24 protein-coding genes are annotated in these 22,840 nt (G+C 64.8%); 11 read left to right on the top strand and 13 right to left on the bottom strand.

Translation table 11 applies throughout. The features are described 5' to 3' along the window. Window positions 1-74: 74 nt before the first annotated feature. The 4 genes from rpsB to VF992_02365 all read right to left on the bottom strand — a co-directional run bounded on the left by rpsB (window position 75) and on the right by VF992_02365 (window position 2,624). On the bottom strand, window positions 75-695 hold the full coding sequence (gene rpsB, locus VF992_02380) for a 30S ribosomal protein S2 (protein ID HEX9340005.1): 621 nt from the start codon (window positions 693-695) through the stop codon (window positions 75-77). Further along, window positions 695-1,906 carry an enolase C-terminal domain-like protein gene (locus tag VF992_02375; GenBank protein HEX9340004.1) on the bottom strand — a complete coding sequence of 404 codons (1,212 nt, stop codon included), beginning with the start codon at window positions 1,904-1,906 and terminating at the stop codon, window positions 695-697. Before VF992_02375 ends, rpsB begins: the two co-directional genes overlap by 1 nt. After that, a complete protein-coding gene (locus VF992_02370; protein HEX9340003.1) occupies window positions 1,893-2,075 on the bottom strand; it encodes a DNA-directed RNA polymerase subunit K in 183 nt (60 codons plus the stop codon). The genes VF992_02375 and VF992_02370 overlap by 14 nt, the downstream gene beginning before the upstream one ends. Before the next feature lie 87 nt (window positions 2,076-2,162). Next, the gene (locus tag VF992_02365; GenBank protein ID HEX9340002.1) at window positions 2,163-2,624 is read right to left on the bottom strand and encodes a hypothetical protein; all 462 of its coding nucleotides are present in this window, start codon (window positions 2,622-2,624) and stop codon (window positions 2,163-2,165) included. Window positions 2,625-2,761: 137 nt separating this feature from the next. On the opposite strand from VF992_02365, the gene VF992_02360 reads away from it, so the two are divergent. The 6 genes from VF992_02360 to VF992_02335 all read left to right on the top strand — a co-directional run bounded on the left by VF992_02360 (window position 2,762) and on the right by VF992_02335 (window position 8,058). Further along, window positions 2,762-2,908, top strand: coding sequence for a DUF5679 domain-containing protein (locus VF992_02360; GenBank protein ID HEX9340001.1), 147 nt, complete (start codon window positions 2,762-2,764; stop codon window positions 2,906-2,908). Window positions 2,909-2,998: 90 nt separating this feature from the next. Beyond that, the gene (locus VF992_02355) at window positions 2,999-4,321 is read left to right on the top strand and encodes an acetyl ornithine aminotransferase family protein (protein ID HEX9340000.1); all 1,323 of its coding nucleotides are present in this window, start codon (window positions 2,999-3,001) and stop codon (window positions 4,319-4,321) included. 89 nt (window positions 4,322-4,410) lie between these two features. Continuing rightward, a complete protein-coding gene (locus VF992_02350; protein HEX9339999.1) occupies window positions 4,411-5,268 on the top strand; it encodes a transporter substrate-binding domain-containing protein in 858 nt (285 codons plus the stop codon). A gap of 33 nt (window positions 5,269-5,301) precedes the next feature. Then, window positions 5,302-6,255: an amino acid ABC transporter permease gene (locus VF992_02345; protein ID HEX9339998.1), complete on the top strand. Its 954-nt coding sequence runs from the start codon at window positions 5,302-5,304 to the stop codon at window positions 6,253-6,255. After that, a complete protein-coding gene (locus VF992_02340; GenBank protein ID HEX9339997.1) occupies window positions 6,252-6,977 on the top strand; it encodes an amino acid ABC transporter ATP-binding protein in 726 nt (241 codons plus the stop codon). Before VF992_02345 ends, VF992_02340 begins: the two co-directional genes overlap by 4 nt. A gap of 4 nt (window positions 6,978-6,981) precedes the next feature. Continuing rightward, a complete protein-coding gene (locus tag VF992_02335) occupies window positions 6,982-8,058 on the top strand; it encodes an amino acid ABC transporter permease (protein HEX9339996.1) in 1,077 nt (358 codons plus the stop codon). Here the strand turns inward: VF992_02335 and VF992_02330 are convergent. Next, window positions 8,030-9,331, bottom strand: coding sequence for a tRNA(Ile)(2)-agmatinylcytidine synthase (locus tag VF992_02330; GenBank protein ID HEX9339995.1), 1,302 nt, complete (start codon window positions 9,329-9,331; stop codon window positions 8,030-8,032). The genes VF992_02335 and VF992_02330 overlap by 29 nt on opposite strands. An 83-nt stretch (window positions 9,332-9,414) precedes the next feature. Here VF992_02330 and VF992_02325 point away from each other — a divergent pair, with 83 nt between their 5' ends. After that, window positions 9,415-9,855, top strand: a complete 441-nt coding sequence (locus VF992_02325; protein HEX9339994.1) for a hypothetical protein — start codon at window positions 9,415-9,417, stop codon at window positions 9,853-9,855. Here the strand turns inward: VF992_02325 and VF992_02320 are convergent, their stop codons facing one another. Further along, a complete protein-coding gene (locus tag VF992_02320) occupies window positions 9,856-12,060 on the bottom strand; it encodes an ATPase domain-containing protein (protein HEX9339993.1) in 2,205 nt (734 codons plus the stop codon). 223 nt (window positions 12,061-12,283) lie between these two features. Here VF992_02320 and VF992_02315 point away from each other — a divergent pair, with 223 nt between their 5' ends. Together VF992_02315 and VF992_02310 are read left to right on the top strand one after the other, a co-directional pair. Next, window positions 12,284-12,499 (top strand): hypothetical protein, encoded by a 216-nt coding sequence (locus tag VF992_02315; protein HEX9339992.1) that lies wholly within the window; start codon window positions 12,284-12,286, stop codon window positions 12,497-12,499. Between the two features lie 39 nt (window positions 12,500-12,538). Beyond that, window positions 12,539-13,603: a deoxyhypusine synthase family protein gene (locus VF992_02310; GenBank protein ID HEX9339991.1), complete on the top strand. Its 1,065-nt coding sequence runs from the start codon at window positions 12,539-12,541 to the stop codon at window positions 13,601-13,603. A gap of 9 nt (window positions 13,604-13,612) precedes the next feature. On the opposite strand, the gene VF992_02305 is transcribed toward VF992_02310, so the two are convergent. Further along, window positions 13,613-14,077, bottom strand: coding sequence for a dual specificity protein phosphatase family protein (locus tag VF992_02305; GenBank protein ID HEX9339990.1), 465 nt, complete (start codon window positions 14,075-14,077; stop codon window positions 13,613-13,615). A gap of 127 nt (window positions 14,078-14,204) precedes the next feature. Between VF992_02305 and VF992_02300 the strand changes: the two genes are divergently transcribed. Then, window positions 14,205-14,756 carry a DUF531 family protein gene (locus tag VF992_02300; GenBank protein HEX9339989.1) on the top strand — a complete coding sequence of 184 codons (552 nt, stop codon included), beginning with the start codon at window positions 14,205-14,207 and terminating at the stop codon, window positions 14,754-14,756. Between the two features lie 123 nt (window positions 14,757-14,879). Here VF992_02300 and VF992_02295 read toward each other — a convergent pair whose 3' ends face one another. The 6 genes from VF992_02295 to VF992_02270 form a co-directional block, all read right to left on the bottom strand. After that, window positions 14,880-15,371 carry a biotin/lipoyl-containing protein gene (locus tag VF992_02295; protein ID HEX9339988.1) on the bottom strand — a complete coding sequence of 164 codons (492 nt, stop codon included), beginning with the start codon at window positions 15,369-15,371 and terminating at the stop codon, window positions 14,880-14,882. After that, window positions 15,343-16,875 carry a biotin carboxylase N-terminal domain-containing protein gene (locus VF992_02290; protein ID HEX9339987.1) on the bottom strand — a complete coding sequence of 511 codons (1,533 nt, stop codon included), beginning with the start codon at window positions 16,873-16,875 and terminating at the stop codon, window positions 15,343-15,345. Before VF992_02290 ends, VF992_02295 begins: the two co-directional genes overlap by 29 nt. Before the next feature lie 11 nt (window positions 16,876-16,886). Further along, window positions 16,887-18,437, bottom strand: a complete 1,551-nt coding sequence (locus tag VF992_02285) for a carboxyl transferase domain-containing protein (protein ID HEX9339986.1) — start codon at window positions 18,435-18,437, stop codon at window positions 16,887-16,889. Between the two features lie 103 nt (window positions 18,438-18,540). Continuing rightward, window positions 18,541-19,305, bottom strand: a complete 765-nt coding sequence (locus VF992_02280) for a biotin--[acetyl-CoA-carboxylase] ligase (GenBank protein HEX9339985.1) — start codon at window positions 19,303-19,305, stop codon at window positions 18,541-18,543. 126 nt (window positions 19,306-19,431) lie between these two features. Next, window positions 19,432-19,833 (bottom strand): methylmalonyl-CoA epimerase, encoded by a 402-nt coding sequence (gene mce / locus VF992_02275; GenBank protein ID HEX9339984.1) that lies wholly within the window; start codon window positions 19,831-19,833, stop codon window positions 19,432-19,434. After that, the gene (locus VF992_02270; GenBank protein HEX9339983.1) at window positions 19,830-21,482 is read right to left on the bottom strand and encodes a methylmalonyl-CoA mutase family protein; all 1,653 of its coding nucleotides are present in this window, start codon (window positions 21,480-21,482) and stop codon (window positions 19,830-19,832) included. The genes mce and VF992_02270 overlap by 4 nt, the downstream gene beginning before the upstream one ends. A gap of 198 nt (window positions 21,483-21,680) precedes the next feature. Here VF992_02270 and VF992_02265 point away from each other — a divergent pair. Next, window positions 21,681-22,840, top strand: a 1,160-nt coding sequence (locus VF992_02265) for a transposase (protein HEX9339982.1), incomplete at its 3' end; no start/stop codon positions are given.

Below are 22,840 nucleotides of genomic sequence, written 5' to 3'. Positions count from 1 at the left end.
TCGGAGGAGAGCGTCCCGCGAGTGCTCGTAGAACGCTCCCGCCACCGCCGGGTACCGCATGAAAGGCGCCCCCTTCAGAGGGACGCCTCGTAATCATCGATCGTGAAGGTAAAGCCTTCGTCCGACTTCAGCGTGCCGCGGGCCTTGAGGACCTCCCTCGTCAGGAGCCAGTACACCGTCGCGAGCGCGCGCCGGCCCTTGTTGTTCGTCGGCACGACGAGGTCCACATCCCGCGTCTCGTTGTTCGCGTCGCACAGGGCCACGACCGGGATCCCGACGTTCAGAGCTTCCCGGAGCGCCTGCTGGTCCGCGGCGGGATCCGTGATCAGGAGGACCTCGGGCTCGATGAACTCCGGGAGGTTCGGGTTCGTCAGCGTGCCGGGGACGAACCGGCCCGCGAGCACCTTCGCTCCGACCTGCTTCGCGAACAGCCGCGCGGGCTTCTGGCCGTACTGGCGGGCGGCGACGACGAGGATGTTCTCCGATTTGAACCGCGAGAGGAACTTCGATGCCTCGCGGATGCGGGTGTCCGTCTTCTTGATGTCGAGGACATAGAGGCCGTCGATCCGCACCTTGTAGATGAACGGCTTCATGTCGGCGCTTTTCTGCTGCGTCCCGATGTGGACGCCCGACGTCAGGTAGATGTCCTCCGAGACGAGCAAGCCTTGGACGCCCGTCTGCTCCTCTTCCTGCATCACGTACCTTCCTGGAGTCTCTCCTCGATCCGGATGAGTTCGTTGAGCTTCGCGATCCGTTCTCCGCCGACGGCCCCGGTCTTGATCCCGAGGCAGCCCCAAGCGACGGCGAGGTGGGCGATCGCGTCGTCCGTCGTCTCGCCGCTGCGGTGCGACATGACGGTCGCATATCCGGACCGATGCGCCAAGTCGACCGCGGCCTTCGTATCGGAGAGCGTCCCAATTTGGTTCGGCTTAATAAGGATAGCGTTGCCCGCTCGTTCGTCGATCCCTCGCTGGAGCCTCTTGACGTTCGTGACGAAGATGTCGTCCCCGATGACCTTGCACGTCGGTCCGACGCGTCTCGTCAGCTCCGCGAAGGCGGCGAAGTCCTCCTGGTCGAACGGATCCTCGACGCTGAACAACTCGTACTCCCGGACGAGGCGCTCGACGAAGTCGATTTGGTCGTCGCGGGAGAGGACACGGTCGCGATAGTGGTACGCGCCGCCGCGATGGAATTCGGATGCGGCGAGGTCGAGGGCGGGCCGCACGGGAAATCCGAGCTCGTGGGCGACGGCGCGACAGGCGTCCGACAGGAGGCCGAGGGCGTCCTCGTCCCCGAGTTTCGCGATCCAGGCCCCCTCGTCCCCGCGGCCGAGCGGTTCGTCCGGAATCTTCTTCTCGAGTGCTACGCGGACCGCGCGATGCGCCCGCGCGTTCGCCAGGACGTTGTCGAGGACCGTCGGACCCTGGGAGACGACCAAGTACTCTTGGATCGTCGTCCCGCCGATCGCATGGCGACCTCCGCCGACCACGTTCCCGAACGGCAGCGGCATCCTCGCTCCCTTGTCGGCTCCCAGGTATCGGAACAACGGGCGGCCGGCCGCCATTGCCGCCGCCCTCGCGCTCGCGATCGACGTCGCGGTCGCAACGTTGGCACCAATCCGCGCGAAGTTCGGCGTCCCGTCGACGTCCCGCAACGTCCCGTCGATTCCGACTTGATCCGCGACGTCGCGACCGCGGAGCCGAGGCGCTACCGCCTTACGGAACTCGCGGATCGCCTCATCCACGCCTCCTTTCGGAAACGCGGGGGGCTCGTGCGTCCCGGTGCTCGCCCCGCTTGCCGCCGCCGCACGCCCGAAGGCTTGCCCTGCGAGGACGTCGACCTCGACCGTCGAATTGCCGCGGCTATCCAGGATCTTTCGGATTGTGACGCCTTCAATCGAGGGCATCACGGAACCTCTGAACGCTCAGCGGCACGGTCCCGGACGCGAACTCGGAGAATGCGATCTCCAGCGCGTCGCCGGCCGAATCCGCGGCTTGCGGCGACGGCGCCCCCATCGAAATCTGCAGGGCTCGAGCGCCGATGATCCGGGCTCTCTCAAAACGAGTGTACCTCATGAAAACGCGCAGGGACGACCCACAGGTCGAACGGATATAAAGATTTCCGCGGGCCCTTTGGGCCCGCTCCGAAACGTTGGGAGAGGACTACATCCCGGCCGGACGCGCTCTGAAGCCAAACTTGTCCCGAACGACGACGAGGTAGATCACGATGATCAACGGGAACACCAGGCCGTACCAACTGTACGTGCCGATGACGACGAGGATCGAGATCACGTTCACGATGATCGCGACCCACCACGCCCACGAACGCATCCTCCAAAGCCCAACCGCCACCGCCATCGTAACGATTCCTAGCAGGAGCAGCACGGCGCCGATGACCCCGATGAACGCGGCGAGCGGGCCATATACCGATGGGTCGATGACGGCTCCCGACACCGCGGAGAGGGCCATGAGACCCAGGCCGATCACGATTTCGGCGAGCCCCGCGAGAAACGACAAGATCGCGAGGATCGCGACGCCGATCGGTCGCTTCGGCGGCATCTGCGCAGGGTACATCCCGGGCTGAGCCATCGGCGGCGGCATCGTTCCCGTCGGGGGCGTTGCCATGGGAGGACCTCGCCGTGCATCAAGGATACATTATATAAATATTACGAATAATAAACACCTCTCGGATGTCGCAGGGGAAAATCAGGGCCGGCATGTTTATTTGGCCCCCGTGGTTTCGCGCGCGCGGTGATTCCCCCATGGTGCAAGGTTACTGCGTGAAGTGCCGAGCAAAGCGGGAAATCAGTAACGCCGTCGCGGTCAAGTTGAAGAACGGAAAGCCCGCGATGAAAGGCAAGTGTCCCGTCTGCGGCACGACGATCATGCGGATCGGTGCGGCGAAATAGCTCGGACACCGGCGCGTTGATGTCGCGCGGGATTCTCGCCTGAGAGACTATTAATACGGCCGATTCGTAGTCCGCCCCCAGGGTGCCGAGGTGAAAGTCCCGGACATCAAGGTGACCCCGCCCGGTCCAAAAGCGCGGGAAATCATCGAACGGGATCGCGCCTCGATTGCGACGACGACAAAGGCCGCACCCGTTGTTGTGAAGAGGGCACATGGGTCCATCGTCGAGGATGTCGACGGGAACCTCCTGATCGACTTCGCCTCCGGCATCTCGGTCCTCAACATCGGACATACGCATCCGAAGGTCGTCGCCGCCATCTCGAAGCAGGCCTCGGAGTTCACGCACTTCGCGGGGACCGATTTCTATTACGACGTCCAGGCGCGCCTTGCGGAACGACTGGGCAAGATCACCCCGGGCAAGCACCGCAAGAAGGTGTTCTTCGCGAACTCCGGGGCGGAGGCCAACGAGGCGGCGATCAAGGTCGCGAAGTCCCACAAGAAGCGACACATGTTCCTCGCGTTCCTCGGCGCGTTCCACGGTCGGACGCAAGGCACCCTCTCGCTGACCGCGAGCAAAGCCCGCCAGCGCGCCGGGTTCTTCCCGAGCATGCCCGGGGTCGTCCACGTGCCGTACGCGTACTGCTACCGCTGCCCGTACAAGTTGACGTATCCGTCGTGCGATCTCTACTGCGCGAACATCATCGAGGACACGTACATGAAGACGGTCGCGCCGCCGGAGGACACCGCCGGGATCTTCGTCGAGCCGGTGCAGGGAGAGGGCGGATACGTCGTCCCGCCGCCGGGATGGATGGATCGCATCGCGAAGATCGCGAAAGATCACGACTTCCTCCTCATCGACGACGAGGTGCAGAGCGGACTCGGGCGCACCGGAAAAATGTGGGCAATCGAGCACTCGAAGGCGATCCCCGATATCTTGACGACAGCAAAGTCGCTGGGCGGCGGGATCCCGATCGGCGCCGCAATCTACCGCGCCGAGATGGACTTCCCCGGACCCGGCAAGCACTCGAACACGTTCGGCGGGAATCCAGTCGCATGCGCCGCGTCGCTCGCGACTCTCGACGTGATCGAGGATGAGGGGCTCGTGGGCCGCAGCGCGAAACTCGGCGAGCACATGGCGAACCGGCTCGACGAGATGAAAGAGCGATACGGGTTCATCGGGGACCGGCGCGGGCTGGGCATGATGCAGGCGACGGAATTCGTCGCGGACTGCGCATCGAAGCGGCCGGACCCAAAACGGAGGGACGGCATCGAAAAGGACGCCTACGAGCACGGGCTGATCCTGCTGCCTTGCGGAGAATCGAGCATCCGATACATTCCGGCGCTAAACATTACGAAAGAAGTCCTCGACGCGGGCCTCGACGTGCTCGAAGACTGCTTCCGCCGAGCGGAATGAAATCGGCCGCCATCGATCACGTGTTCGGACGTCGTCCGAGTCGTTCCGCCCCGGTGAGCTTCAAATAGTGAGCCGCATTTGCACCTGGCATGGCAGAGGGAGGAGGCGCGCCGCCCGCGGCGATGCGGGCCAAAGGTGTCTCGGCGGTCGTCACAATCGCCGTTGCGATCGTGTTGTTCTTGGTAGGACTCGGTGCCGGCTACTTTGTCTTCCGTGCTCCGCCGCCCCCGAAAACCACCCTTGTCGTGGGCACGAATGTTCCGTTCCCGCCATTCGAGGACTTCAATAGCTCGACGGGTGAGTTCGTTGGCTTCGATATCGACCTCGCGACATACGTCGCCTACGACCTAGGTTGGACGATGGCGGTCAGGCAATACGCGAGCTTCCCGAACCTTCTCGGAGACGTAGGGGTTGGCAATGTGGACATGGCCGTCGCCGCCATCACGATGTCCGGCTCGAAAGGGGCGGAGCGCAACGCGTCCATGGACTTCTCGAACCCATATTACAACGCGAACCAAGGCGTCCTCGTCCAAACCGCATCCGCGATCACGTGCGCGACCGAGTGTACGGTCAACGACTTGAAGGCGTACACAATCGGCGTGCAGCAGGCGACGACAAGCCTCGATTGGGCGAATACCTATCTGAGGCCCAACATGACGAACCCCGACACACAGATTGTCGTCTTCGAGCGGGTCGACACCGAGATTGCGGCCCTGAAAGGAGGCCAGATTGACGCCGTGATCATCGACCTCGACCCTGCGAAGACGTACGCGGGGGCAACGAACAGCGGCCTTCGCGTGGCCGGTCAAATCACGACCGGAGAGCTGTACGGATTTGCGGTTGCGAATGGGGACCCGCTGAAGCTCGTACCCTCGATAAACCGGACCCTCGCGAACCTCCGTGCGAACGGGACATATGATGCGCTAATCCAGAAATGGTTCGCGTAGGCGCGCTCGTGCGGGTTGGCGTCGGCCAACCCCATGCCTTTTCTAGCCCGCGGGCGTTCCCTGGCTCCTTACGCCGCGCCCGAGGAAAGGCGACGACAGGTGATTGCTATCTCCTCCAAGGGGGGAAAGCCGGATGGTTGGCCACATCGATCCGATGGGCGCTTGCTCCACGCGAGGCGGATCGGATTCAGTCGGCGGACGCTCGCGAGGAATATTGTGGGACTCGTTGGCGCACTCGTCGCGTTCCTTTTCCTCGTATGGCTCGGTCAGTCCGGCGTCTACAGTCTCGCGTACGCTGAATCCATTGTTCCGTCACTCGTCCGGGGATTCGCCGGTACTCTCTGGTTGGTGGGCGCGGTCATTCCCGTGGGGTTCACGATGGGGCTCCTCATGGCATGGGCCCGAACATCGACCTCACGGACCGCGAGGGCCGTCGGCGGAACCTACGTCGAGTTCTTCCGCTCGATGCCTCCAATCACCCTGATTTCGTTCAGCTCCCTTCTCGCGACGAAGATGATTCGTTCCCTGTTCTTCATCGACAATCCCGTGGAGTTCGCCGTGACAGCGGGCGCACTCGCGCTCGCATTTCATTCCGGTTCATATCAGACGGAAATCATGCGCGCGGGATTTCTTTCCGTTCCTGCCGGCCAGATCGAAGCGGCCTACGCGATGGGTCTGTCGCGATCGACGACCCTCTTCAACGTAGTCTTCCCCCAGGCATTCCGCGTGTCGCTGCCGGCCCTGGGCAATGAGTTCAGTTCGGTCATCAAAGATACGTCCTTGCTGTCCGCCATTAGCGCAATCGAGCTCTCGTTCATAGGCGGGGTGCTGGTAAACGGCGCCCTCGCGATTGACTTCAATCTGATCTTCATCATATGGACCGAAATCGCTCTCCTTTACTTCGTCCTCACATATTTCGTCGTTCGGATTGTGCGATTCGTAGAGAATCGGTCCAAGGTTCCAGGTCTCGAAGCGGCGCAGCTATGATCCGAGCCGAGAATATCCAGAAGTCATTCGCGGACCTGCATGTACTCCGAGGAATCAGCCTGGAGGTCACGAAAGGGGAGGTCTTGTGCATCATCGGCCCGTCCGGTTCGGGCAAATCGACCTTCCTTCGATGTTTGAATCTGCTCGTCGTCCCCGACAGCGGAGACGTGTACCTAGAGGGTGTACGAATCACGTCTCCCGACATCCGGCCAGAGTGGGCACGGCAACAGATTGGAATGGTCTTTCAGTCGTTCAACCTCTTCACACACCTAACCGCCCTTCGCAACGTCACCCTTGGTCTCACGAAAGTCCTGAAAATGGATCCCAAAGAAGCGGCCAAGAAAGCGCGATGGGAACTCGAACGGGTCGGTCTTGGGGACAAGCTCGCCGCTTACCCGGCTCAGCTCTCGGGGGGGCAGCAACAACGGGTCGCGATTGCGAGAGCCCTCGCGATGGATCCGAAGGTCATGCTCTTCGATGAGCCGACGTCGGCGTTGGATCCGGAATTCATCCACGAGGTCTTGGATGTCATGGCGAAACTTGCGGACGAAGGGATGACGATGGTTGTCGTCACGCACGAGATGGGTTTTGCTAAGAGTGTGGCAGACGAGGTCGCGTTCCTGGATCAAGGCAAGATCGTGGAGCAGGGACCGCCGTCCGAAATCTTCGACCACCCGACCGAACCGCGGACGAAGGCTTTCGTCAGCCGGATACTGGGGTGAGAGGATGTCGGGGGAACCCCGCCAAGACGTCCCTGACCGAATTCGACGGGCAACCATGCAGGCCTTGCGTGACGCCTTGCACTGGCACTCGATCTCGATCGCGATCATCGCGCTGATTGTGGTCGCGGCCGTCATCTTGGTCATGGCTCAGGTGGGCTTAGTCGACTTACAGTTCATGGCTTCAAGGTGGCCCGGATTCGTTGTCCCCTTCATCGACTCGCCTTTGTATCTCTCGCTTTTCCTCACGACTGTCCCATTCGTCGTCGGTTTCCTCATCGCGATTCCGATGGGGATGCTCCGAGCCTATCGCGTCTCTCTAACGCGGAAACGCACCGGCGAGGCGCTCGCCTTCGGCCGCGCGCGAGAATTGTGGGGCACGCCGCGGGCGGTACTCCGCATCATCGGCGGACGGATAGTCCGCGCGGTCATGCTTCCCCTGTCCGGGATTGCGACCGGTTACACGGAGGGGATCCGAGGGACGCCATTTTTTGTCCAGATGTGGCTCGTGTACTTCTTCGTAATCAACAACTTCCCGCGACAGCCTCGACTGTTCGAGTTCATCGGACTCCTTGCGCTGACGATCAACACGATCGGATACCAAGCGGAGGTCTTCCGGGCCGGGTTCCAGTCCGTCGGCCAGGGTCAAATCGAGGCAGCGAAGTCGGTCGGCATGCGGGGCTGGAGCATCTTCCTTCATATCACGCTCCCCCAGAGTCTTCGACTCGTGACATTGCCTCTTGCCAACGAATGGATCGGCCTCCTCAAAGCGAGCGCAATCGTCAGCATCATAGGTGTCGACGAGATCCAGCACTTTGGGAACGACGTGGCGAGCGGTCACCCGATTGAGGCGTTCGTCATGGTTTCGGTGATGTACCTCGCAGTAATCATCCCACTGAGCCGAGTCGTCACATACCTCGAGCGTGTGCGGCGAATTCCCGGACTCGGCACGCCGATGCCGAGCGCCGCAGGGCGTTTATTCGGCACGCGGAGACCGCGCCGGCCTCTGGGCGACAAGGCCGCGACCCTACCTCGTGGGCGAGACATCCGTGGAACTAGAACGGCCTCGGAACGCCTCGTTTGAGCGGCTTGCTCAAGTGGCGGCGCGAGCACACAGGGGGCTCATACCAGCCGGTCTGAACGTGACGGGGCACGACGCGATAGGCTGCGGCCTCGACCGGTGCGACCCGATGACATCGGCCGCACCGAAATCCGGCCGACCGGCCGCGCGATTTCATGCGCCGACCGCAGGACAGGCATAGAGGATTCGCGACTTTCTCGACTGACTTCGACAGTTCGATAATCCCCATCTTCTCGAGGTTGAGGACACGAGGTCGGTCCCGGACGGAGGCGACAACCCGAAGCCGGTCGTTCGGTGTCAGTTCTCGTACGATTCTCCGGAAACCCTTCGACGGCTCGTAGGCAACGACTTCTCGCTTTCCCATCCTAAAAATCACATGACCGCCTTGGATCGCGTGCGGCGCGCACGTCACCTTGCCGGTGAACACGCCCGCCGTAAGCGGATCGTCGGTCGGCCGCGGGACTACGTGATCGTCCGTGCCCTGATTCGTCTCGAACACCATCAGGCGGGCGGGACCCTCGCCCCGGATCGTGCGTGCCGCGGCTGGCAGATCTTGCGGATCCTCTCCTCGGATGCCGAAGAGGACGGGGCATGGGGAGTGAGGGACAATCGCGATCCGCAAGGTCTCGCGGTCGAGATTGTTGAACGTCGATGGGAAGCGAAGGTCCATGTCCGCGACGGACTCGGAGTCGATGTTTCGCTGGCTACCCCACCGTGCGGTTTCGCGGTAAGCCATGATTTCGTATGTTCGGTCTCGGGGCCTCCACGCGGTCGCCGCGATCGCGCCGATGACCCCGCGGCCGTTCTTGTACTGCCGAATGCAACCCAGCCCTGCCGCCGATTGGAGCGCCTCGGTCTTTTCGACGATTCCCCTGACCGCACGCCAATACATGCGAACGGCGGGTTGTCTGTGCAAGACCACGAATCCGGGATTCGTTGTCTCGTCGTCGAGGCAAGACCACCGTTCGACGAGACGGCCGACGACGGCCTCCACTCGGCCGGGATTCGCGGGATCGTCGCCGCGGGGATATGCACGGACCTCGGTGGTTTCGATGCGGCCGATGGACCGCGGCACTCCGCGTCCTCGGCCCACCCGTAGGCAAATCGCGCCGTTCCCTCGCGTCTTCCACGGGATGTTCGGGTTGAGCCTCACGAGACGGGGATACCCGATGAGGTCGTATTCCTTCGTCAGCTCGCGCACGATTTCGGTTGCGAGGAACGTCGTGCACATGCCTCGTAGGCTGTCCGTATCGTCCACGCCGATCCACAAGACCATGCGACCCCTCCGAACACGAACCGCAACAAAAACCCGCCCTCGCGACAACCTTCATATAGGCTCGACCCCTAGGCGCGGCGGCAATGCCGATCAAGACCTTCGAACTCTCGAGCGTCGACGGCCGGCGCTTCGTCAAGCCATCCGACCGGTGGGTCAACCTGCGGGTGGACCACAACAGCACCGTCACCCTCGTCTCCGAGCTGGGCGAGCGACAGGCGTCGGTGGACTTCCGCTTCACCGCGAACTACCATGCGTCGGAGGCGGTGGTCGGGCTCATCCAGATCGAGGGGAGCCTCCTCTGGGAAGGGGACGCGAAGGCGCTCGTGAAAGGCTGGTCGTCTGGCGGCCAGATGCCGCCCGAGGTCGCGCAGGAGATCCACACGATCATCATGACGAACTGCATCCCCGAGGCAGTCATTCTCGCACGGGAGTTGCGCTTGCCACCGCCGATTCCGATCCCCCAGGTGAACATCCAACAGACCCCGGGGAAACCGTCCAAGGGCCGCTCGCCCGAGATCGCCTGATCACTTGATGTGATCCAGGCTGAACGACCCGACCGACACGTTCGACTTCGTGTACGTGTACCGGATCCAGCCGCGGCTCTGCACGTCGCAGATGCCTTTGATGCTCATGAACGACTTGAGCTGCTCCACCTTGAATTCGACGCTGCCGTCCATCAGCGAGCCGAGCATCTGGATCTCCTGCTCCTCGTGCATGCCCTTCTCGATCACGTAGAACGCGACGGCCCTGTCCCGTTTGCGGCGGCCGACGAACGGCTGGAGGAACTTGAACGTCGTCGTCGGATCGAGGTACGCGATGAGCGTCGAGACGCTGCGGAAGGCGAGCCGGTACGTCGGAAATTTCTTTTTCCACTCTGCGGCCTTCGCGTCGACCGCCTTCAGGAGCGCTTGGTGGTCCGTCGGCTCGTCGATGTACGTCGTGTTCGGATCCGACGCCTCCGCCCCCATCGACTTCGAGTACGCATCGATGTACCGGACGAGCCCGAGCTTTTCGTATTCCTCGTAGCCCGGGAGGACGAACGACATCTCCTCGCGGATGTCCCCGGGACCCTTGTCGGTCAGCACCCAGAGGATCGGCACCCCTTTCTTCAGGCCTTCCGCCATGAAGATGCCGACCACGACCTCTTTCCCGACGTACGCCGGCCCGTACACGGACGCGTTCGTGCCGAACGGGATGCCGCCGAACAGCAGGTCGTCGAGCCGCGGAACGCCTGTCTTGACTTTCTGCTGCTTCACCTCGATCTGGAGGTCCTGTTCCCGGGCCTCGATGTCCTCCGTGATCAAGCCCTGTTCCCGGGCGCGCAGCTCTTCCATCTTCTGCTGGAGGTACTTCTCCTTCGCCCGGACCTCCTCCTCCTTCTGCGTGATCTCCGACTTCAGTTCCTCGAGGCGGGCCTTCAGGTCGAGCTCGGCCGTCGAGCCGCCGAGCGCCTTCGCGTCCTCGATCTTGCGGCGCTCCGCCTGCATGACCTTCTCGCGGTACAAGAGATCCTCCTCGCGCCGGAGGAGCTCCTCCTCCTTGTACGCGAGGGGCTCCTTCACCTTCTTGATGTCGTCCTCTTTGACCTGGAGCTCCTCCTGGAGCCGCTGGAGCTCCTGTTCCCGCAGGAGGATCATCCGCTCCTTCTGAAGGACGTCCTGCTCCTTCTTCTGGAGGACGCCCTGCATCTCCGTCTTCGGCTTTCCGGAAAGGGCCTGCGCCTCCGCGCGGACTTTCTCCTCGATCTTGTGCTTGTTGACTTCCCCTTCGAGGCCGATGATCCGCTTCTTGAACGCCTCCTCACTCTGGAAGTATTCCTGCTCCTTCTCCCGCAGCTCCTCTTCGAGACGGCGTCTCAGCTCTTCGATCGGCGCGCTAGCGTCGCCCTCGCGTGCGCCGGCCGAGGCCAGGCGCGCCTCCTTCGCCTGCATCACCGCCTCCCGCTCCGCCAGATCGACCTCGCGCTTCTTCAGCTCCCGCTGATCCGGCTTCATCTTCGCGAGGCCCGCTTCCAGCTGCTTCCGGAGCTGGTCGTTCACCGCCCGGATCTCCGCGACCTGCGCTTCGAGCGACGCTCGCGCCTTCGCTTCCTGATCGAGCCGCTTCCTCGCCTCCGGCGAGGCGCCCGCCTTGAGTTGCTGCGACTTGACGTACTTGATGACGGCGATGGACCCTTTCTTGATGTGCTCGATCTCCTGCTCGAGCTCCTTCCGCTTCGCGATCTCCGACTGGAGCTGCTTCGAGAGGTTCGCGGTTTCCTCGATGTACTTGACGGGATCGAACCGACCTGAGCGGAAGTTCGCGAGCTCGCGGTTCAACGTCGCGCGCATCGACTCGAGCTCGGCGCGCAAGCCGTCCGCCTCGAGCCCTTTCGCCCGCAAGTCCCGGAGCTTGTCGTCCGACACGCCCTCCGTCACACGCCCAGGCTTCGAGCCGCCCGTGACCGTCGGCACGCCGATCCAGTCCTGGAACGCGTCGTCCTCGCCGGCCAGCCACTTGCGGAGCGCGTCGTCCCGGGAGTCGCCGCCGGTCGTCGCGTCGCCCGTCCATCCGCCCAAGCCCGCCTCGGAGTCGCGTTTGAGCCACGTGGCCGGGGCCTTGTCGTCCGCCCACGTGGCCGACGCCGATTGCTTCGTGCCGCAGACGACGCACTCGCCGCGCGCGTTCACCTCGCCGCCGCAGACCCGGCAGGCCTCGGAGACGGCGCCCCCGGTGGGCTTCATCGCCATCAGGCCCGTGCCTCCCGTTGCATCGTTCGCACGACCGACTCCGCTGAACCGGTTCGCGTCACTACCCTCCAGCAGGGTATATAATCGTAAGGTCCCCAGTATCATCCGTCAATGTAACTCGCGTCCGCGACGGCGAATTGCCGCACAGGCACCGCGCCGGAATAGTATTTATACGGTCGGACGAATCTGACGGTTCCGACAGGCTTTCGAAGAGGGGCAGGCCGTGGGGACGGAGAGTGGGAAGCGCATCATCATGCGGATCGACCCGAACGACGAGTCGATCACCCTCAAAGACATCATGCAGCGGATCCAGGACATTCAGCGAGCGAACCCCGACCTCGACGTGTTCTTCGACGGCGACGAGTATGCCGTCTGCTCGAGGCCGAAAGAGAAGTCCCGCGCGATTGCCGAGGCGGTCGAAGGGAAGAAGAAGTCGTAGGACCGAACCCTTTTGCCCGAGACGCCCATTGGGCCGGCCATGCCGAGCAAGAAGCCCACCAACAAGCCCACCAAGGCCGACCTGACGACGGTCCCGATCGAGCATCTCGACCTCGAGACGACGAAGACGGTCGCGGACCTCGTGGACGGGTACAAGCACATCTCGTTCCAAGCGAGGACGCTCGGCCTGTGCGCCTCCGTCCTCGAGAACGCGATGACCGACCCGAAGTGCACCATCTTCTTCGGCGGGGCCGGCGCGCTCACGCCCGGCGGGCTGCGGAAGGTCATGCGCGACATGGTCGAGTTCGGCCTGGTCGACGTCGTCGTGACGACCGGCGCGATCGCGTACCACGACTTCTACGAGGCGCACGGATACCGGCACTACCGGTCCTCGCCCGACGCGGACGACATCGTGCTCCGGGAGCACTTCCTGGACCGCGTGTACGACACCCTCGCGGACGAGTCGCTCTTCCGGGAGTGCGACGAGGAGATCGCGTCCCTCGCCGATTCGCTCGAACCGAGGTCGTACAGCAGCCGCGAGTTCCTCGCGATGATGGGGAAGATCGCCGAGAAGGATTCGAACAGCCTGGTCGGCGCGTGCTACCGGAAAGGGATCCCGTATTTCGTGCCCGCGCTCAACGACTCATCCGTCGGGATCGCGCTCGCGAAACACCATCATGACCGCGTGAAGGCAGGCCGAAATCCAATCGCGATCGACTCGATCAAGGACAACTACGAGATCGCCCAGGTCAAACTGAAATCGCCGCGGACCGGCGTGTTTTACGTCGGAGGCGGCACTCCCAAGAACTACATCTCACAGGTCGAGGTGATCCAGGAAGTCATGGGGTATCCGGAGAACCCGCACATGTACGCCGCGCAGATCACGACGGACGTGCCACAGTGGGGCGGCCTGAGCGGCTGCACCTTCGAGGAGAGCCAGTCGTGGGGCAAGTTCCACAAGGACGCGAAGATGGCGCAGAGCCTCGTCGATGCGACGATCGGGTTGCCCTTGCTCGTGGGATACCTCCTTCAGAAGGGCGTCCACAAGAAGCGGAAACAGAAGAAGTACACATGGGAAGGCGAGGAACTCGCCGAGCTGAAGTGAGAGGCGCGCTCACGCGCTTCGGGCGCGTCGCTCGTACTGGTACAAGATTTCCTCCTGCTGCGGCTCAATGACGCCCCGAATCGTGCCGTAGGCTTCGCCGGCTCGCTCGCGAATCTCGCGGAGCGCCGCATCGGACGACATGCCGCGGTGGATCAGGTAGGCGGCGAGCATCGTCCCGGTCCGGCCTCGGCCGGCGTAGCAGTGCACGAGGACCTTCTTGCCCTCGTCGAGTTTCGACTCGAGGAACGCGACGAACTCGTCGATCTGGTCGAGCGAAGGTGCCGAGAAATCTTCGATGCAAATCTTCTTGTGCTCAAACCCGGAGTCCTCGATCTCGAACGTGTTCAGGCGATCGCACTCCAGGCTCACCACGACCGAGTAGCCCATCTTCCGCAACCGGGCGAAGTCCCACTCCATGTAGGCCGGACCGGGGAGCCCCGCCACGCGGCCGCCGTCCACGGTGTAGTAGAGCATCCGCACGATCCGAGGACATCCGCGAGAGGGTAGTTCAAGATTCGGCGTCTCGGCCTGCGCCCCTACACGCGGGCGGGCCCTCCGCATGGCGCACCTGCAAATAATCCGGAGTGTATCGGCGGCTCGGATGGCCCGCGGACGCATAACGATCGGCCTCTATAACTCGTACGACCCGGTGAGGTTCGCAGAGGCGCACCGCCGCGCGATCGCCCGCGCAGCACCCGTTGCCCTCGCGTTCGACGGCAACCTGGCGACCTTCGGGTTCCCGTACGAGCGCGGATTGCGGACGCCGCAAGAGGTTGCCCTCTGGGTCTCCGGGACGACGAGCATCGGAGAAGCGGGCAAGTATCTCCGGGAGCTCGCGGACGCCGGCCGTTTTGCAACGTTCGATTTCCCCAAGCGGGGCTTCCCGCCGCAACTCGGCGAACCCGTCGTCACGACGAACCGCCCGGATGCGAAGAAGGCGGCGAGCGCCCGGCGCCTCGCGGACCTCCTGCGCGTGGGAACGTCCCTCCTGCTCGTGTTCGGCCTGGGTCCTCGAGGCCTTGACGACCGGGACGTGTACCCGCTCGGCCTCTATCACTTCGACCTCACGTCTCGTGGAATTGCCTTTGAAACCGCGACCGCGATCGGCGCGGCTCCCGCGATGATCGTCGCCCATCTGGAACCCGAGCGATGACGTGGAGAGCGAGCCGCCGAATTCTCGACTCGCATGGCCCGTTGGAGGACGTCACGAACACCAAACACGAGCGGAGGACCTCCTCGCCACGGTGCCGACGCACCGCTACGGACCGCTCCTGGTTCAGAGGGGCTCGAGAACGGCGACGACCCGATCTGCGGCGATCGTCTCGCCTTCGGTTACATTGAGACGCCGCACCACGCCGTCCCGTGGCGCGGGGATCTCGTTCTGCATCTTCATCGCCTCCAGGACGAGGAGGGTCTGCCCTCGCTTCACGCGGTCACCGGGAGCGACCATCACCCGGACGACGCGGCCCGGCATCGACGAGCGCACGTCGACGGCGGCCCCGCGGATTGTCGCCGCGGGCGTTCCCTCGGGTCGGTCTTCTGTCACCTCCGGGACGGATATCGCGTGGCGGCAATCGTCGACGATCACGTCGCTGCCCTGGAACCGGATCCGATGCGTTTCGGACCCGATGCGGACGGAGATCCCGTCCGTCGTCGCTTTGGTTCGGGCACGGTATTCAGCTCCATCGACGCGGACCGCGACCCCCTTGGAATCCCGAGTGAGTTCGATGTCGCGCGCCTCACCATCGACGACGAGCCGGAACCGCATGGCCACCTCCCGCGAGCTGTTGTCGACGGCCGGCGAGCGCCCAGCCGGACGGTCGGAGGCGCTCCACCGAGTACATCGGCCCAGCGGCCAGTCGGCCGTCTGCGGCGAGGGCGGCGGCGATCGCCGCGATCCGTTCCTCCCACGGTCCCCGGCCGCGGATCCGTTCCGCGATTCGCAAGTCGGCGACCATCGTCGTCCAGAGATCGCCCCGAACGAAACGGCCCTCGCGGAGGAGCGCTCGATGGAACGGCAGGTTCGTGTGGACCCCGTGGATCTCGAACGCATCCGCGCTATCGCGCATCCGTCGCACCGCGAGATCCCGCGTCCGGCCGTGGACGATCACCTTCGCGAGCAACGGATCGTAGAAGGGCGGCACGGTGGAACCGGCCCCCACGCCGCTGTCGACCCGCACGCCCGGTCCGGAGGGCTCGTGGTACGCGACGATCCGCCCCGGAGAGGGAAGGAAGTTCCGGAGGGGATCCTCCGCGTTCACCCGGCACTCGATCGCATGGCCTCGGCGGCGAATCTCGTTCGCGGAGAGTTCGAGGCCCTCGCCCGCGGCGATCCGCAGCTGCTGCCGTACGAGGTCCACGCCCGTGACCATCTCCGTGATCGGGTGTTCGACCTGGAGGCGTGCGTTCACCTCGTTGAACGTGAAGCGGCCTTCATGGAGGAGGAACTCGACCGTCCCCGCGTTGCGGTACCCGAGAGCGCGCAACCCGCGCACGGCGACCTCGACGAGGCGGGCGCGGAGTTTCGGGGTGACGGCCGGGGACGGAGTCTCCTCGACGAGTTTCTGGTGCCTCCGCTGGACGCTGCACTCCCGCTCGACGAATCCGATCCCGACGCCTTGCGGCCCCAGCAGGACTTGGACTTCGACGTGCCGCGCCTTGAGGAGGTACTTTTCCAGGAAGACGTCCGGATTCCCGAAATTCGCGCGGGCGACGGATCGGGCGGATTCCCACGCCGCCGCAAGATCCGCCGACCGATCGACCCGGGCCATGCCGATGCCGCCGCCGCCCGCGGTCGCCTTGAACAGCACCGGGTATCCCAGTTCCGACGCGATCGACCGGGCTTCCTCGGGGGACTGCACAACCCGGTCGACGCCTTCCGTGACGGGCACGCCGGCTTCGCCCATCGCCCGGCGCGCCGCAATCTTGTCGCCCGTCAGCGCCATCGCCTCCGGCGGCGGGCCTACGAAGACGATACCCGCCTCCGCGCACCGCTCGACGAACGTCGGGCTCTCGGACAAGAACCCGTATCCCGGATGGATCGCCTCCGCTCCCGTCTCCTTCGCGACGCGCAGGATGGCGTCGATGTTCAGGTAGCTCTGGATCGGCAGGGGCCCGCCGATCTCTCGGCTCTCGTCCATCGAGCGGCGGTGGACGGCCGCCCGGTCCGCCTCGGAGTACACGCCGATGCAGGCGATGCCCATCGCCCGAGCCGTCCGAGCGATTCGGATCGCGATCTCGCCGCGGTTCGCGATCAGGAGCCTCCGGAACATGTCCCCCCGCATCACAGCGGAATGTTCCCGTGCTTCTTCGGCGGACGGGCCTCGCGCTTCGTCCGGAGGACGGCGAAGGCGCCGATGACCCGCGGCCTCGTCTCCGGCGGCTCGATGACGTCGTCGAGGTAACCCATCCGGGCCGCGACGTACGGGTTCGCGAACCGGTCCCGGTATTCCCGGACGAGCGCCGCCTCGCGCTCCTTCGGTTCTTTGGCCTCTTCGATTTCTTTCTTGAAGACGATTTGGACCGCCCCCTCGGGTCCCATGACCGCGAGCTCCGCCGATGGCCACGCGAAATTGAAATCGCCCCGGATGTGCTTCGAGCACATCACGTCGTACGCGCCGCCATACGCCTTCCGCGTGATGACGGTCACCTTTGGAACGGTGGCCTCGCTGTACGCGAACAGGAGTTTCGCGCCGTTGCGGATGATCCCGCCGTACTCCTGCTCGATGCCGGGCAGGAACCCTGGGACGTCGACGAACGTCAGGAGTGGGATGTTGAAGGCGTCGCAGAACCGCACGAACCGGGCGCTCTTGATCGACGAGTTGATGTCGAGTGTACCCGCGAGGACTTTCGGTTGGTTCCCGACGACGCCGACCGGGAAGCCGTCGAGCCGCGCGAAGCCCACGACGATGTTTTGGGCCCAGTGCGAGTGCACCTCGAACCAGGACCCGCGGTCGACGACCCGAGTGATGACGTCGCGCATGTCGTACGGCTTGTCCGGCTCGCGAGGCACCACAGCGGCGAGGTCCGGGTCCATCCGGTTCGCGTCGTCGTCCGTCCGGAGCAACGGGGGTTCGTCGACGTTGTTCGACGGGATGTAACTGAGGAGCTTACGGACGACTCGGAGAGCCGCCTTCTCGTCGGCCTCGGCGAAGTGCGCGACGCCGCTCTTCTCGGCATGGGTCATCGCACCCCCGAGTTCCTCGAAGGTGACCTCCTCCCCGGTCACGGCCTTGATCACTTCCGGGCCCGTGATGAACATGTTCGAAGTGTCCATTGTCATGACGACGAAGTCCGTCATCGCCGGGCTGTACACGGCCCCGCCCGCGCACGGTCCCAGGATCGCGCTGATCTGCGGGACGACGCCCGATGCGAGGACGTTGCGGAAGAAAATCTCCGCGTAGCCGCCGAGGCTAATCACGCCCTCCTGGATTCGCGCGCCCCCGCTGTCGTTCAAGCCGATGACTGGCGCCCCGACTTTCATTGCGAGGTCCATGACCTTGACGATCTTGTTCGCGTGCATCTCGCCGAGGCTCCCGCCGAAGACCGTGAAGTCCTGCGAGAACACGAACACCGTCCGACCGTCGATCGTGCCGTGGCCCGTCACGACGCCGTCGCCCGGGATCCGTTTCTTGTCCATCCCGAAGTCGGTCGCCCGGTGCTCGACGAACGGATCGGTCTCGACGAACGAGTCGGGATCCAACAGGAGGTCCAGCCGCTCCCGGGCCGTCAGTTTCCCCTTCGCACGCTGCGCGTCGACCCGCTCCTTGCCGCCGCCTACCTTCGAGAGGGCTCTCCGTCGGCGCAGCTCCTCGACGCGCTCGTCGACCGTCATCCGAGCGCCGAACGCGGAGGCGCGTCTTTAATCCTTCGCGGTCTCCCGCGGAGGCATGGGTCGGGAGCGTAGAACGCGTGGCATCCGCAACGAGCGACAACGATCACTTGAGGACCTCGAGGGATCCTTCGACGAACTCGTGTTTTCCACCGTCGTCGTCCATGATGACGAGGGCTCCGTTCGGCGCGATGTCGTATGCCCGTCCGGTCAGCGTTGCCTTCGAGGTGGTGGCGGCGACACGCTTTCCGATCGTCGTGCACTGTCCCCGGTAATCCTTCAGGAGGAACTCGACTCGCGTGTTGCGGTACCGCGAGTACAGGTCGTCGACCTGGTTCAGGAAATAGTCCAGGAACTCGTCGTTCGAGACGAACAGATTCACCTCCCGCTTCAACGTCGTCGCCTTCGGCTGCACGTCCGGCGGGAGTCGTTCGAGATCGACATTCGTGTTCACGCCCACGCCTGCGACGACGTGGTACACGTCCCGCCGGTACACGCCCTCGGAGAGGATCCCGGCGATCTTGCGACCTTGGTACACGGCGTCGTTAGGGTACTTCAGGCCCGCGAACACCCCGAAGTGTCGGAGGGCTTTCACGACGGGCATGCCGATCAGCAACCCGAGGATCCACGCGTGCGCCTCCTTCGGCCGGAGGATCATCGACACGTAGAGGCCGCCCGGAGGGGAGGCCCACGCCCGGCCTTGCCGGCCCCGGCCGGCGACCTGCCGGTCGGCCCAGACGACGAGGCCTTCCTCGACGTCGGCCTCGAGGAGTTCCTTCGCGGTCTCGTTCGTCGATTCGAGGACGTCGTGGTGGAGCACGGTGCGACCGACGATTTTTCGATTCGAGTCGTGAAACTCGCCGACCTTCACGGAGCGGCCCACCCTCGGGCCGCTATTTCAACGTTCGCGGGTAGGGGGAAATCTGCGCGGGGAGCGGAGCCCGGGCCTCGCCGCGGTCTTCAGTCTCAACCCGCCGAGTTGCGGGACCTCTTCGGATCAGCCGGCCTCTTCAACCAGTTCGAGGAGGACGCCACGCGCGGAGCGGGGGTGCACGAACGCGACGAGCCGGCCCTGGGCGCCGCGACGCGGCTCCGTGTCGACGAGCTCGAGGCCGGCCGCTCGGAGCCGGTTCATCGCACCGCGGATGTCGTCCGTCGCGAAGGCGAGGTGGTGGAGTCCCTCGCCCCGTCGCTCGATGAAGCGGGCGATCGGTCCATCCGACCGGAGCGACTCGAGGAGCTCGATTCGCACCGCGCCCGCGGGCAAGAATGCCGCTCGGACGCCGTCCGTCGGCACGTCCTCGACCGATTCGGGCTCCAAGCCCAGCGTCCGGTACAGCGCGAGGCCGTCGTCCAGCCGCTTCACGGCGATCCCCACGTGGTGCGCCCGGCCGATCATACCTCCTGCCTCTCCCGGTACGTGCCGAAGGACGATCGAAGCCCGTCGCTGATTTCGCCCAGCGTCGCGCCCGACTGCACGGCCGAGAGGATCGCCGGCACGAGATTCGCCTTGGACCGGGCGACTCGCTCGAGCTCGCGGAGCGCCCGGCCGACCGCCTTCGCATCGCGCGCCTCGCGGAACGCTTTCAGTCGCCGGACCTGCTCGGCCTCCAGTTTCGCGCCCGGCCGATGCAACGGCACGCGTCCGCTCCCCTCCGAGTAGGCGTTCACGCCGACGACCGTCCGCTCGCCTCGTTCCAGTTCCGTCTGGAACCGATACGCCGAGTCGGCGATCTGGCGCTGGACCCATCCCGATTCGATCGCCTTGCGCACCCCGCCCCGGCGGTCCACGTCCCGGATCAGGTCCGACGCGGCCGCCTCCAGTCGATCGGTCAGGGACTCGATGACGAACGAGCCTGCCGCCGGATCGACCGTGTTCGCCACCCCGCTCTCGTGCGCGAGGATCTGCTGCGTCCGCAGGGCGAGCCGAACGGCCTTCTCCGACGGCAAGGAGAGCGCCTCGTCCATGCTGTTCGTGTGCAGGGACTGCGCGCCGCCGAGGACCGCGGCGAGCGCCTGCACCGCCACGCGGACCGCGTTGTTCTCCGGCTGCTGGGCCGTGAGCGCGACACCCGCGGTCTGCGCGTGGAACCGCAACGCCATCGATTCGGGCTTGCTCGCATGGAACCGCTCCGCCATGATCGAACCCCACAGCCGGCGTGCGGCGCGGAACTTCGCGACCTCCTCGAGGAGGTCCATGTGCGCGTTGAAGAAGAAGGAGATCTGAGGCGCGATCGCGTCGACGTCAAGGCCCCGCTCGACGGCCGCCTCCAGGTAGGCGATCGCGTTCGAGAGGGTGAACCCGATCTCCTGCGCCGCCGTCGCCCCGGCCTCGCGGATGTGGTAGCCACTCACGCTGATCGCGTTCCACCGGGGGACCTCGCGCGCGCAGAACTCGATGACGTCGACCGCGAGACGCATCGAGGCGTCCGGGGGGTAGATGTACGTCGACCGGGCGATGTACTCCTTGAGGATGTCGTTCTGGACCGTGCCGCGCAGCTCGGCGCGAGGGACGCCCCGTTCCTCCGCGACCGCGATGTACATGGCGAGGAGGATCGCCGCCGTCGCGTTGATCGTCATGCTCGTGCTGACGCGGTCGAGCGGGAGGCCGTCGAGGAGCGTCCGCATGTCCGCGATCGTCGGGATTGCGACGCCCGTCCGACCCACCTCCCCTCGGGCCATCGGCGCGTCGCTGTCGTAGCCCATCTGCGTCGGCAAGTCGAAGGCGACGCTCAGCCCCTCGTTTCCCTGCGACAAGAGATACCGAAACCGGCGGTTCGTCTCCTTCGCCGTCCCGAAGCCCGCGTACTGTCGCATCGTCCACAGACGGCCCCGGTACATCGTCGGCCGGATGCCGCGCGTGAACGGCGGCTGTCCCGGGAATCCAATCCGCGAGCGGAATTCGTCGGAGGTAGGCTCGCGCGGGGCGACGACCACGGGCATCGGGAGGCCGCTGTACGTCCGGCCGGGCGCGGCGCTCGTCTCGGCGGAGGCGCGCTTCGTCTGCGGCGCCTTGCGGGGCCGCCTGGCCTTCGCGCGTTGCGCCACGTCCACGAAAGTCGCGGTCCGCGGATAAGGGTTCCGCGGCCTCGGTTGTGTAACTTCCGCGGGATGTTGACCGTCCCGGGTTGTGCGGACCAGTCGCACATGCAGCCTCGGCCCACTCCCGACATCCCCTCGATAGGATTTTCACTTTCGGCCATCTCCCCCCGTTAACCTGACGCCTCCGTCGTCCCAGAGAAGACCGTGCTCGCCCACCGGGCCCTCGTCTTCCCCGTCATGTGGAGCGACCCCCGTCTCGACTGGCTCTTGGCCGAGTTCCGCCTCATCGTCAACGAGTCGATCCGGATCTCGCTGCAAGGGGATCATCGATCCCGCGCGCGGCTCACTCGCGCGGCGTACGGGGACCTCAGCGCCCGGCATGTCGTTCACAAGAAGTACATCCCATCCGCGTTCGGGGTCGCCTTGTCGGTCCTCAAGGTCTACCGTCGCCGGATGAGGAAAGGGAAGCGGACGACGACCCCGTTCATGCGGCGCCTCATGTTGAAGGCGGAGAACCAGTCGTACTGGCTGGACCGGGAGACGGGACGGCTTCGCATCCCGATCCGAGGGACGGAAGGTGTCCAGCTACACTTGCCCCTCTGCGAGTGGCACCGCTCGATCCTGAGTGACCCATCGTGGGGCCTCGGATCCCTCACGGTGGTCCCCGGCAAAATCATCGTCGTCGTGCGGAAGGACGTCCCGAAACCGTACGAGCCCGAGGCGGCGATCGCGCTCGACACGAACGAGGATTCCCTCGACGGCGTCGTCGCATCGAGTGATTCCGCGACGCTCGTCCGCGTGCCGTTCGACGGCGTGCGACGGATCCAAGAGATTCACTTCCAGCGTCGGCGTCGGCTCGCGAGGAAGAAGTCGAACGACCGTCGGGTTGCCCGGCGACTGTTGGACCGCGAGGGTCGGCGAGAGCGGCATCGCGTCCGCCAGAGACTCCATCGGACCTCGAAGGGCATCGTCCGACTCGCGGCGAAGGCGAAGGCGGCGATCGTCCTCGAGGACCTCATGCTCCACGGCGCGGGAGCCCGTTCCCATCGAATGAATCGCCGTCTCTCCGCTTGGCCCCGTCGCGAGATCCACCGTCAGATCGAATACAAGGCCGCCCTCGCGGGCGTGCCGATCATCAAAGTCAACCCTCAATGGACCAGTAAGACCTGCCCAGTGTGTGGCGCTCGGCGCCGAGATAGGGTGGGCCAGGATTTCGTCTGCCTGATGTGCGACTGGGAGATGGACCGGCAGATCAACGCCGGGATGAACATCCTGAAAACCGCCTTGGCCTCGAACGGGGCCTTGGCAAGGGCCGTACGGTTCCGGCCCGGTGCCCTCCGCCATGACGTCGTGAGTCCCCTCTA

It is taken from the genome of Thermoplasmata archaeon (assembly GCA_036395115.1).
Taxonomy (GTDB): domain Archaea; phylum Thermoplasmatota; class Thermoplasmata; order RBG-16-68-12; family RBG-16-68-12; genus RBG-16-68-12.
The sequence above is the reverse complement of the archived record's forward strand: the minus strand, read 5'-3'. Positions and strand labels throughout refer to the sequence as shown.